Below are 11,788 nucleotides of genomic sequence, written 5' to 3'. Positions count from 1 at the left end.
ACCATTACTCTCAATCGTGTTAAGAAGGGTGCCCAATCTGAAGTACAGGCTCTAAGCCTAAGGATGACGACTGGCTACTCCCTCTACCCTCATTCTATACCCTCTCTCTTTTGACAATACACGAGGATGACGAAATAAGTTGGTTCTGATCAGATGGCTTTGAATTGCTTCTTGAGGACTGGGTCAATCTCTTTTTTGCTCCTGACCAACCCCCAACCTGCTACCTCCGACCACTTACGGATCCTGAACAGGAGTGCTTCAGGATGACGAAATGAGTTGGTTCTTATCAGATGGCCTTTATTAGCCTTCTTCACGCCATAGATGGAGATGCTTGCCAGAATCACGCGAGGCAATCAAAGCAACAAAAGACTGTCATCCCGTGATGGGCTTCCCATTACAGTCCTTTTTTTCGGAAAAGTTTCGAAACCGTATTGTTTTTGAATGAATATTGTTGGATAATTCGATCATTACTCCAATTTCCATTTGGAAGATAGAGGTCGTGTGTTGAAGAAAAGTGGAGATGGAATGGCGATCCTCGCTTATGCTCTCGTCAGTTTTTTCTGGGGATCGACCTATCTGGCCATAAAGATCGGTGTTGAGGGAATGCCGCCGATGTTCTTTGCTGGCGTTAGGTTCCTCATAGCTGGTTTGATCATGATTGCTTTCTCGAGAATCAGGGGATACGCCTTTCCGGCAAGCATGAGAGAGTTCTCGAGATTGTCGCTTATCGGTTTGTTTATGCTACTTGGCGGGAACGGACTCGTAGTCTTCGCGGAACGGTGGGTAGATTCTGGTGTCGCCTCTCTCATGATGGCAACTATACCTATCTTTGCCGGCGTGCTGGAGCATTTTTTCATAAGAACGACACGCTTGACGTTGAAGGCTCTTTTTGGCCTTCTTCTAGGGTTCTTTGGTGTCTACTTTCTTCTAATTCCGGCCGAACACGGTATTTCTATCGACATCCCCGGGATACTAATGCTTCTCTCTGCGAGCTTCCTCTGGTCTATTGGAACGGTACTCTCAAAAACCTTCAAGGGGAACAGTTCGATAGTGTCAAATATCGGGATTCAAATGTTTGCAGGCGGTGTTGGGCTGATGTTCGTTTCTGCAATAACCGGTGAATTCTCAAGAGTAACGTTCTCTATGAATTCGGTTCTGGCAATCGCTTATCTCGTTGTTTTCGGGTCCTTGGTTGCCTACAGCAGCTACATTTATCTTCTTCAGAAGTGGCCTGCAACAAAGGCGGGTACTTACGCCTATATCAATCCTCTAGTTGCCGTCTCATTGGGAGCCATCTTCTTGGATGAAAAGATCAACTTTCTCATGATTCTGGCGATGGGCGCGATTCTTCTTGGGGTACTTATAGTCCAGAAATCAAAGATCAAGGTATCAGAATAGCAAGTATTAAAAAAGGCATGCCTCTAGGGACATGCCTCACAGTAAGTAGTCTTAAGAACTCAGAGGGGATAGTGGCACCTTACAAAATGACCGGGTTTTATCTCCCTCAATTCAGGTGCTTCCCTCTCGCACCGTTCATCGGCAAATGGACATCTGTTATGGAATCTACAGCCCGATGGCGGATCAATCGAACTGGGTATCTCACCCTTCAGTAGCCGCTTTTCCCTTACGAACTTCGGATCCGGGACGGGGTTGGAAGCCATTAACAGATCAGTGTATGGGTGAGAGGGATGTTTGAAGATCGTACTCTTGTCTCCCATCTCAACTACTTCACCGACATACATAACGGCCACTCTGTCGGCTATATAATCCACAAGAGATAGATTGTGTGTTATGAACATATACGTAAGATTCTCTTGGACCTTTATTTCCTTCATCATTTTGAGAACCATTGCCTGAACGGAGACATCCAGCGCCGAGGTCGGCTCGTCAAGGACGATGAACTTCGGTTTGAGAACCATAGCTCTCGCAAATGCTATTCTCTGGCGTTGCCCACCAGAGAACTCATGTGCATATCTATACATGTGATCGTCAATCAACCCTACTTCTTTCAAAACGGCCGCTATCCTGTCTCTTATTTCGATGTCGGTGATCTTGAAATGAATCTTCATCCCTTCCCCAATTATGTTCTTAATCAGTTTTCTGGGATGAAGCGAATTGTACGGGTCCTGGAAGACGATCTGCATATTTCTTCTCACTTCGAGCAGGTCCTTGCCCTTGAGTCCAAGTATGTCCTTTCCCTCGAATTCTATCTCACCTGAGGTCGGCTCGATAAGCCTCAAAACAGTTCTGGCAAGAGTCGTCTTTCCCGAGCCCGACTCTCCGACCACGGCAAAGGTTGACCCAGTTGGAATGTCCATATTTACGTCGTCTACAGCTCTGACAAATCGCTTCTTCGAGAAGATCGACTTCTTCACCGGGAAGTAAGTCTTCAGGTTCTTGATCTTGATCAAGGTCTCAGCCATCTTCTCTCACCTCGCTCTTTCCTTTGAAGAGATAGCAGGCAACGTAATGATCGGGCTCGATCTCCACAAATGGGGGTCTTTCAACTTTGCAGATATCCATCGCGTGCGGACACCTCGGATGGAATCGGCAGCCGGAAGGAGGATTCACCAGATCGGGAACAGTTCCCTTTATTGCCTTGAGTTCATCTGTTCTTCCCACTCTCGGTACCGCCTGGAGTAGACCACCCGTGTAAGGATGTAACGGCTTTTCGAACAGTGTGGCTGTAGACGCATATTCGACCGAGTTTCCGGCGTACATTACAAGGACTTTGTCACAGAACTCGGCAACGACACCCATATCGTGCGTAATCAACATGACTGCGTTGCCCATCTTTTTGGCCAGTTCGTCGAGCAACTCAAGAATCTGAGCCTGGATGGTAACATCAAGCGCAGATGTTGGCTCGTCTGCGATTAGCAGCTTTGGATGACTTGCAAGGCCCATTCCTATCATCACTCTTTGGGACATTCCGCCACTAAGCTCATGAGGATAACTGTTCATAACTCTTTCGGGATCAAGGCCGACAAGGCGGAGCATCTCTTTAACCTCCGGGTAGGTATTCTTGATCCTGATCTTCTTTGACTTGGCGATTGCCTCCCCTATCTGGTAACCTACTTTCATTACGGGATTTAGGGAGGATCTTGGTTCCTGGAAGATCATCGACATTTCTACGCCTCGTATGTTGTTCATTTTCTCTTCAGACAACTCTACAAGGTTCCTACCGTTGAAGATTATCTTTCCCTCCTGGATCTCTCCGGGTTGTTCAATCAAGCGCATTACCGCCAACGAAGTGACCGACTTTCCACAGCCCGTCTCCCCCACGACTCCAAGTCTTTCGCCAGAGTCCATCCAGAGCTCGACACCGTTGAGCGCTTTCACTACTCCTCTGTATGTGTAGAAAGATACTTTGAGGTTAGATACATCTAATAGCTTTCCTCTAAGCTCCATATAATTACCTCCTCAACCTTGGATCGAGCATGTCTCTTATTCCGTCACCGAGGAGGTTGAATCCAAGAACGACAAAGGCGATGAATATCCCCGGAAAGGTAGATATCCACCACTGGTCGATCAGGTAGTTTCTGCCGTCGGAAACCATGGCTCCCCATTCGGGTGTTGGAGGCTGGACACCTAACCCGAGGAAGCCAAGACTTGCTGCGGTGAGGATTATTGTGCCCATTCTGAGAGTCAACTGAACAAGAACGGGAGAAATACACATTGGCAAAACGTGAAGGAACATTATTCTAAGATTGCCACCGCCGACCGCACGTATAGCTTCAATATATGGCTGCGATTTGACTTTTATTGCCTCGGCTCGGGAGAGCCTGGCGTAGGTTGTCCACGTGACAATGGATATGGCAATAATCGTGTTTGTCAGATTCGGACCCAGCATTGCAGCAAAGGCCATTGCTAGGACCAGACTGGGAAAGGCCAGAAACATGTCCGTTATCCTCATGAGCACTTCGTCGACAATGCCACCGAAATAACCTGCCGTAACACCAACAATAATTCCTATGGACCCGCTGATGACCGATACCAGGAAGATTATCCAGAGCGCGATCCTGGATCCCATGATAACCCTGCTGAATATGTCCCTCCCGAACTGGTCCGTTCCGAAGAGATGCTGCCAGCTCGGAGCCTGCAATTTTATCTGGAGATCCTGATGAACCGGGTCGTAAGGAGCTATAAGTGGCGCAAAGGCTGCCATAAGAAGGAAAACAAGGATTATAGCCGAACCGATCATCGTGAGGCGGCTCTTTCTCCAGAGAAAGGCTGTATGCTTCAAATCATCCATGAATGGCTTAGATACTTTTACGGTTTTTTCCATCTAGATCACATCCTCATCCTTGGATCGAGAAGAGCGTAAAGAATGTCCACGATAAGATTCGCAATTGAATATATCAAGGCTATATACAATGTACCGCCCATTACTGCCGGATAATCAAGGAAGAGCATTCCGGTGGTTATATATCTACCCAGACCTGGCCAGGAGAAGACCGTTTCCGTAAGAACGGCTCCTTCCAGCAGACTTCCAAATACGAGTCCGATTATCGTAACGGTCGGTATCAGAGAATTACGAAGTGCATGTCGGTAAATAACTACGTTTTTTCTCAAACCCTTCGATTTTGCCGTTCTTATGAAATCCTGCCTCAACACGTCGAGCATGCTTGCCCTGGTAATTCTAGCTATGGAGGCCGTTGCGTTGTAACCGAGGACGAACGCTGGAAGAAGAATATGCATAAGGGCTTCTTTGAATGTGTCCCACTGCCCTGCAATGATTGAGTCTATAAGATACATGCCCGTCACTCTTGGAGGCGGATAGGTGAAGAAGCCAAGTCTTCCGCTCCCGGGGAGCCAGCCCAGCTTGAAATAAAACACAAGCAACAGAAGAAGCCCAATCCAGAAGACCGGCATCGAGACCCCTAGTATAGAGAAGATTCTCGAAAACTGGTCTATGGCTTTGTTACGGTGAACGGCCGACAAGATTCCCAGAGTTATCCCCAGTATAATTGAGATAGTTATCGCGACAAGAGCCAGTTCCATCGTGGCAGGGAAATAGTTCTTGATATCTTCCATAACTGGATTGGATGTCTTCAAAGAAACCCCGAAATCTCCTCTGACTGCTCCAGTGATGAAATTGCCGAACCTTATTATTAGAGGTTGATCGTAGCCCAGCTTTGCCTTCAATCTATCAACCGCTTCCGGCGGAGCATTTCCTCCAAGAATGGCGCCGACCGGATCGGCAGGAATGACATTTGCTATGAAGAAGACAATACAGGCGACTCCAAAGAGAACTATGATCATTAAGAATAGTCTTCTGAGTAAGAATTGTCCGAAGTTCATAGAATTACCCCCGCATCAATATCTGATTTTTTTGGGAAAGAATACGCCCCGCTCAAAAGAGCGGGGCGGGGGATACTTTACTTAGATACCTTGGTGAAGTCGAACAGCATTCCGTAACCGAAAGCGGCTTCTTCAAAGTTCTTGACTTCTTTGCGAATTCCCCAGAACTCTACTGTCTGGTAAAGCATTGCAAAGGGTCCATTGTGGAACCAGTATTCTGTAAGATCCTTGTAGATCTGTTCACGCTTGTCTGGATTGGGCTCGATCTGACCCCATTCACAGAGCGTTGCCGCGTAGTCATCGTACCATGCATTTCTCCATGCAAGCTGATTTGCCCTGTAGCTGGCGTGAGCCATTGCAAGGTTGTCCGGGTCTGGATAATCGTTACCCCAGCCGGCAATGATCATCTGATGACCCTGTGCCCTGTACTTGGCATACATCTGAGAAGACTGCATTATCACGATATTTGCCTTTATACCTGCAAGAGCCAGGTCGGCCTGGATCTTTTCGGCTTCGGCCTTTCTTGTATCCGTGTTGCTGGTCAACAGTTCAACTTCGAATCCGTCAGGATAACCGGCCTCTGCTAGGAGAGCCTTGGCCTTCTCTATATCCTGATAGAATGGATTCTCTTCAACATATCCGAAGTAGCCCTTGTTTATGAAACCCTGCACGAGGAGAGCGTTGTTTAGCATAATATCTTCAACTATCTCTTCGTAGTTGATTGAGTACCTTACGGCTTCTCTTACCTTCGGGTTCGCAAGGGGTCCCCATGTAGCATTCATTGAGAGATATTCGTTTGAATGTCCTGGAACCTTGATTTCAACGATGTCGGGATTTCTCTTAGCTTCTTCCAGCAACTGCGGCGTGAGATCCCATGCCACATCGATATCTCCTCTTTCGAGAAGAAGTCTCTGGTTTGATGCCTCTGGAATGTCTCTTATCATTATTCTTTTCAGAGGGGGCTGTTCGCCGTAATAATTGGGGTTGGCTTCAAGAAGGATAACGTTGTTTCTTTCCCACTGAACGAGAACGTATGGACCCGCACCAGCGGAGTGATCTGTAAGCCATGCGCCACCAAGGTCTCCCTCGACTTCGTGTTCAAGAACTACGTCTTTGTTGACGATACCTGTGAACATGTTGGATAGAATTCCGAGTGTTATGTTCTCTGCATAAGGAGCGTTCAAGGTTATCGACACAGTGTAATCGTCGATCTGCTTTATCTTCTCATCCACGTTGTCCTTGTTTATGCCGAATATATCGACCAAGAACCACGCAGAAACAGACTCGAGAACTACTGGTCTCTTCAGAGAGAAGAGAACATCCTCGGCTGTAAGGGCATCACCGTTGGAGAATTTGACTCCCTTCCTGATATTGAAGATGTAGGTAAGTCCATCATCGGAAATCTCCCAGCTCTCGGCAATGTCGGGTACTGGAACGATGACGCCGTCAATTGCCTCTAGTTTGACTAATTGAGCATAGATGGCAGCGACGATTTTGTTTGGAAATACCTCATAGGCAACGGCCGGATCCATGGTAATAAAAATGCCGGTGTTTGCGCCTATTACAAGAGTGTCTTTTGGAGTCGCAGCAAATCCCATCGCTGCAACAAGAAGTACCATTAGAGAAATCAATATGAAGCTTCGCTTCATTCTTGCACCTCCTTTTCCCACGTTAAAGAGTGATGACAAAAATCAGTATAAAATTGGATACTGTCTATCTTTCTCCTGTCTGAACCCGACAGGATCGACATTCTTAAGCAGTAAATGAGAATCCAAATCGTGATAAGTGAATGCGCCGGTTCCAGCCGCGAAATGAACGCTTTGAGAGACCCCTGCTCCCGACTCGCTCATGCAGCCTATCATAAGACCTATACCCGCGCTGTTACACATCTCTACAATCGCAAGAGCGTCTGATAGTCCAGACTTCATGAGTTTGATATTGACGTAATCGACTGCGCCTTCCTTTATCAGTCTCATAACGTCGTACTTCGTCTTTGCGCTTTCATCTGCGCCAACAGGATACATAGAGCCCTGCCTGATTATCTTCAATCCCTCGAAATCTTCGGCAGGTACCGGTTGTTCGAATATCCCCACAGGCACATCGTTTCTGTACATTGCATCTATGAATCTCAATGCTTCTTTGGCCGTGTAGCCGGTATTGGCATCTATGACATACCTGACTCCTTTGATTTCGTCATTGACTGCCAGCACCCTCGCCACGTCGCTCTTTACGTCTTCGCCTACCTTCATCTTGATCACTTTATGACCGGCTTCGAAGATCTCCTTTGCATCATGTACGGTCTCTTCCAGACTACCGATGCTAACGGTCTTGTCTGTTTCCACAAAGTCTTTCATACCCCCAAGAATCTGATATACAGGGGTTGAGATCGATCTCGAGAAGGCATGAAGCGTCGCAAACTGAATTGCAGCCTTCAGACTGGGAGCCGTTCTCGAATACGCATCGAGCTTTGCGAAAATCCTCCTGTAATCACGGACGTCGAGGTCCTTGATCATCTCAAGAATCTCCTTCTGGAGCTGGAAGATCGCGGCTCCGCTCTCACCATTGACTCTGAACGATGAAGAGGACTCGCCTAGACCTATTGTTCCATCTGAAAGAATCAGTTCGACCTCGATATTTACTTTGGAAGTGGAAACGTTGTTTGCAATGTGAAAAGGCTTTACAAAGTCCCATTTCTTTTCGGTGAAACGCAGATCCTTGATCTTCATCCTTTCCTCCCCTTGTAAGAAAGCACAACCCACTTTCAATAGTGAAAAAACATCTATACAATAATACCTTAAATGGTTACTCTCTCCAAAATAGAGTAACCTACTCGGTTTTACGATACTTAGTTATAACATAAATTATGTAACACCTAAACATCATCATATTAAAGCTGTTGCCATTCATTAGATTGAACTGGAGCTAATTTTTCCGTCGTAATCATTTTCTTTGACGCACTGGCTGGTAAGATTAGTTCAGAAAGGCGCGGCATTGGTATTGTTAAGAGCGTCGCGGGAAGTAAGGGTTGCCAACGCGAGGAAGAATAGAATATTGATGCAAGGCTGTCTTTGGCAGGAGGCGAGGCCGACTTCGTCGGGAAGTGATGCCCTTATAGAACATTGGACGCAATGCCGGCAAAGATCGTACCGGGACGCAATGCACTGAGGAGCACCAGTGGACGCAAGGCTGGCGAAGAACATGCCAGGACGCAATGCCCGCTTTGCGGGGAAGATCTTCAAAGCCATTCTGCTAACGCAGCCCAGTTGCACTTCGTGCAGCCAGTCTCTGCTTCGCAAAGGCCAGTCAGTGCAAGCAGTGACAAGAATAACCGAAAGACAAAATTGATGCAGAACATCAGGGCCATTGCACTTCGTGCGGTCAGTTCCGCTTCGCGGGAGAAGAGCCGCTGCACGCTGCAAAGAGCCGTCCTTGGTTCGTCCCAAACCATGAACCCGTCCTTCGGAAGAGCAGTTGCAAGTTGACTGTTCCAAGTTGCGAGCATAAGAACCGGTGTGCGCTTAAGAGAAAAAACCCGCTGGTCGCTGAGCGAAAGAATTCGTCATCTGAACTTGATTCAGAATCTCGATGATGTTCTCTTGTTGAATGTCAGTAACGAGCTTACTTCATTGCCATTAGAACAGGTCTCCTTTCTTTTTCTTGCAACTTGCATCTAGGAACTCACAACCGTTCTTCTCGGAGAACGGAGAACCGTCCAACGGCGAACCGGTTTCACTTTGCTCTTTCCAACCCCCAACCGTTACCTGCAACCACGGCCCTTCACAAGAGCAGATCCCGAAACAAGTTCGGGATGACAGCAAATCGTTATTCCGAAAACCGCGTCGCGATAAGGATGCGAAAAGTCTACGAAAAGCCACCAGCGGGACGATAGTGAGGGGCTTCCACAAACCGCTGCGCGGACAACTTCCTCAGTTGCATTGAAACCCTGAATTGATTGCCGGTTCTCTTCACGAGACCCCATACCCTGTAATCGATACCCTGCCCTTCGCGTCATCTGAACTTGTTTCAGCATCTCTATCCTAAGAACCGCTGTACACTGATGAAAACCGCGTTGTCCGTCAACGGTCCACCGTTCTCAGAGAGGATCAAAACCAGGTCCCGGATCAAGTCCGGGATGACAACGTGAGAGACACGCGAGAAGGCGAGATTGGTATGACAGCCTTTGCTGATTCCGAAAGCGAAATAATTCGTCTGAACTTGTTTCAGCATCTCTATCCTAAGAACCGTTGTGCGCTTAAAAGCGGAGAACCCGCTGGTCGCTGAGCGAAAGAATCCGTCTGAACTTGATTCAGAATCTCGATGATGTTCTCTTGTTGAATGTCAGTAACGAGCTTAGTTCATTGCCATTAGAACAGGTCTCCTTTCTTTTTCTTGCAACTTGCATCTAGGAACTCACAACCGTTCTTCTCGGAGAACGGAGAACCGTCCAACGGCGAACCGGTTTCACTTTGCTCTTTCCTACCCCGAACCTGCTACCCCCAACCCCGGTTCATATTCTTCTGACAATCTTGAACTTACTCTTGTCTGCCCTATATAGTGAGATTACGTACTCAATGCAGATGTCGCTCTTTGTGTAGGTGAATCGCTTCCTCATTATTGCGCAATCGTCCTGCTCCTGCCTAAGAAAACGCGCCTCTTCCTTCTTGAGTCTGGTAAGCTCCATTTCTTCTTCGGCGTAGGAGATGTTGATTCCAAATTCCTTTCTAAGGATTCCATAAAGGGATTCCCTTTCCATGTCTCTCTGGGTTATGTTTAGAAGCCTAATGTCGGCCCCCACGTTCAGATATGCCTCTTCAATTGCGTAGGGTTCGCCCTCGAGAATCCTTACTCTTTTCAATAGCACAACCATTGCATCGGCAGGAATGTCGAAGAGCTCGACGGCATCGGCAGGAACCCTAACGAGTCTGTTTTCGAGAACCACAGAACGAGTCTCGACGCCTCGCTTTCTTGCTTCGTCTGTGAACCCTGTAAGTATGGCCAGTTGTTCTTCTCTCTTGGAGCCCGTTACAAAGGTTCCCTTCCCCTTCAGTCTTTCAATGACCCCCTCTCTTCTGAGCTCATCCATCGCCCTTCTAACTGTAAGTCTGCTTATACTGTATTTTTGACAGAGGTCCTTCTCTGTTGGAAGCTTGTCCCCTTTCTGGTATTTTCCAGAATTCAGGGATTCCTTTAAGTCCATATATAGCTTGTAATATAGCGGAATCGGTGTTTCGGCCATGACGACCCCCTTCACTCTCTGTACTTCAACTCACCGGGATAAAGAAGACAATCATCTACAAAGTCTATGAACTCCATTCCGGATTCCTTCCACTCTCTGTAATCAAGGTTATGTGTTCTGATCTTCAGTGCGCTTTCTTTAATACCTATTAGATCGTCCGAACGATCCATGATATCAAATTGTTCATATTTTAGCAAATATTCCATCATCTTCAAAGTTATCACGAAATAGTTGTCTTCAATCCTGGGGAAGAATTCGACTCCACTGCAGTTGGCATTGGCATACTTTCTGTAAAAGGGCATATAATCACGGCTCCTAACTCTAAGACCAGGGAACTCCTCCCTGAGGTATTTGGTCAGGTCGGAGCCGTCTATCCACGGAGCGCCTATCACAAGGAAGGGTTTAAAAGTACCCCGGCCTTCAGATACGCTTGTACTTTCAAAGAAGCAGGTCCCTGCATAGCCGAGAAGGGACTCGAATGTTGGCACGTTTGGTGAAGGTACATTCCAGAAAAGAGAAGTGTTGTCGTGCATCTCTCCTCGCCACCCTTCAAGCATGGAAATTTTCAGATCGAGGTCGAGTCTCTTGAGTTTCTTGAAGTACTGAGCCAGTTCGCCAGTGGTTAGACCGTACTGTAAAGGAAGCTCGTAACCACCAACAAAGGTTTGGAGATCGTTTTCGATTCTACTTCCAAAGACTCCCCTGCCCAGAGGGTTTGGCCTATCAAGGACCATGTATTGAAGACCGTACTCGGCGGCAGCTTCCATCGTATAGGCAAGAGTGTATATGTAGGTATAGAATCTCAATCCCACATCCTGTATGTCGTATACCAGCATGTCCAAGCCGTCAAGATCCTCCTTCACGGGTTTGCGTTTGTCTCCGTATAGACTGACGATGGGTACCCCATACTTCGGGTGGAGGGTATCACTGACATGCGCTCCGTCTGCAACTCCTCCCAGGCCGTGTTCCGGTGTGAAGATCTTCTTTACATTCAGACCGTTTTCGAACAGTATGTCAATTCCCCATTTAAAGTCTGAGTCAACAAAAGAGAAGTTAGTTACCAGTCCTATAGCTTTCTTCTTCAACCCGCTGAGACCATTTTTCTGAAGCTGGTCTATCCCGAGTAGAATCATGAGCATCACTCCCTGCAAATATGTTTATTCTCAATGACAATCATGCCATATTGTCATATCATTTTCCGAGTCCTCACGGAAGTTTCGGTGAAGAGCTTTACTCAACTTTGACAGCAAG

At 47.2% G+C, this 11,788-nt stretch carries 9 protein-coding genes; 1 reads left to right on the top strand and 8 read right to left on the bottom strand.

Features of this window, described 5'->3' with window-relative positions; genetic code table 11:
* Positions 1 to 504: 504 nt before the first annotated feature.
* On the top strand, positions 505 to 1,398 hold the full coding sequence (locus Y696_RS11105; protein ID WP_121510483.1) for an EamA family transporter: 894 nt from the start codon (positions 505 to 507) through the stop codon (positions 1,396 to 1,398).
* 59 nt (positions 1,399 to 1,457) lie between these two features.
* Here the strand turns inward: Y696_RS11105 and Y696_RS11100 are convergent, their stop codons facing one another.
* From Y696_RS11100 to Y696_RS11055, 8 genes are all read right to left on the bottom strand, one after another.
* Positions 1,458 to 2,423, bottom strand: a complete 966-nt coding sequence (locus Y696_RS11100; RefSeq protein WP_006489882.1) for an ABC transporter ATP-binding protein — start codon at positions 2,421 to 2,423, stop codon at positions 1,458 to 1,460.
* The gene (locus Y696_RS11095) at positions 2,416 to 3,408 is read right to left on the bottom strand and encodes an ABC transporter ATP-binding protein (protein ID WP_006489884.1); all 993 of its coding nucleotides are present in this window, start codon (positions 3,406 to 3,408) and stop codon (positions 2,416 to 2,418) included. The genes Y696_RS11100 and Y696_RS11095 overlap by 8 nt, the downstream gene beginning before the upstream one ends.
* Positions 3,409 to 3,412: 4 nt before the next feature.
* Complete coding sequence (gene nikC, locus Y696_RS11090; RefSeq protein ID WP_121510482.1) at positions 3,413 to 4,285, bottom strand: nickel transporter permease; 873 nt, start codon at positions 4,283 to 4,285, stop codon at positions 3,413 to 3,415.
* Positions 4,286 to 4,290: 5 nt separating this feature from the next.
* Positions 4,291 to 5,301 carry an ABC transporter permease gene (locus tag Y696_RS11085; RefSeq protein ID WP_121510481.1) on the bottom strand — a complete coding sequence of 337 codons (1,011 nt, stop codon included), beginning with the start codon at positions 5,299 to 5,301 and terminating at the stop codon, positions 4,291 to 4,293.
* 77 nt (positions 5,302 to 5,378) lie between these two features.
* Positions 5,379 to 6,950 carry an ABC transporter substrate-binding protein gene (locus Y696_RS11080; RefSeq protein ID WP_121510480.1) on the bottom strand — a complete coding sequence of 524 codons (1,572 nt, stop codon included), beginning with the start codon at positions 6,948 to 6,950 and terminating at the stop codon, positions 5,379 to 5,381.
* A gap of 42 nt (positions 6,951 to 6,992) precedes the next feature.
* Positions 6,993 to 8,027: an L-Ala-D/L-Glu epimerase gene (locus Y696_RS11075; protein ID WP_121510479.1), complete on the bottom strand. Its 1,035-nt coding sequence runs from the start codon at positions 8,025 to 8,027 to the stop codon at positions 6,993 to 6,995.
* Positions 8,028 to 9,808: 1,781 nt separating this feature from the next.
* Positions 9,809 to 10,537 carry a GntR family transcriptional regulator gene (locus Y696_RS11060; RefSeq protein ID WP_121510477.1) on the bottom strand — a complete coding sequence of 243 codons (729 nt, stop codon included), beginning with the start codon at positions 10,535 to 10,537 and terminating at the stop codon, positions 9,809 to 9,811.
* 11 nt (positions 10,538 to 10,548) lie between these two features.
* Positions 10,549 to 11,670, bottom strand: a complete 1,122-nt coding sequence (locus Y696_RS11055; RefSeq protein ID WP_006489898.1) for an exo-beta-N-acetylmuramidase NamZ domain-containing protein — start codon at positions 11,668 to 11,670, stop codon at positions 10,549 to 10,551.
* Between the last annotated feature and the right edge of the window lie 118 nt (positions 11,671 to 11,788).

It is taken from the genome of Mesotoga sp. H07pep.5.4 (genome assembly GCF_003664935.1).
Lineage (GTDB): Bacteria > Thermotogota > Thermotogae > Petrotogales > Kosmotogaceae > Mesotoga > Mesotoga prima.
This window is presented reverse-complemented; position numbering and strand designations above follow the sequence as displayed.

Bases quoted from the DNA above. Each gene is read 5' to 3' on its own strand.
- Y696_RS11075 (WP_121510479.1), bottom strand. From the start codon at position 8,027: ATGAAGATCAAGGATCTGCGTTTCACCGAAAAGAAATGGGACTTTGTA.
- Y696_RS11085 (WP_121510481.1), bottom strand. From the start codon at position 5,301: ATGAACTTCGGACAATTCTTACTCAGAAGACTATTCTTAATGATCATA.
- nikC (WP_121510482.1), bottom strand. From the start codon at position 4,285: ATGGAAAAAACCGTAAAAGTATCTAAGCCATTCATGGATGATTTGAAG.
- Y696_RS11100 (WP_006489882.1), bottom strand. From the start codon at position 2,423: ATGGCTGAGACCTTGATCAAGATCAAGAACCTGAAGACTTACTTCCCG.
- Y696_RS11095 (WP_006489884.1), bottom strand. From the start codon at position 3,408: ATGGAGCTTAGAGGAAAGCTATTAGATGTATCTAACCTCAAAGTATCT.
- Y696_RS11060 (WP_121510477.1), bottom strand. From the start codon at position 10,537: ATGGCCGAAACACCGATTCCGCTATATTACAAGCTATATATGGACTTA.
- Y696_RS11080 (WP_121510480.1), bottom strand. From the start codon at position 6,950: ATGAAGCGAAGCTTCATATTGATTTCTCTAATGGTACTTCTTGTTGCA.
- Y696_RS11055 (WP_006489898.1), bottom strand. From the start codon at position 11,670: ATGATTCTACTCGGGATAGACCAGCTTCAGAAAAATGGTCTCAGCGGG.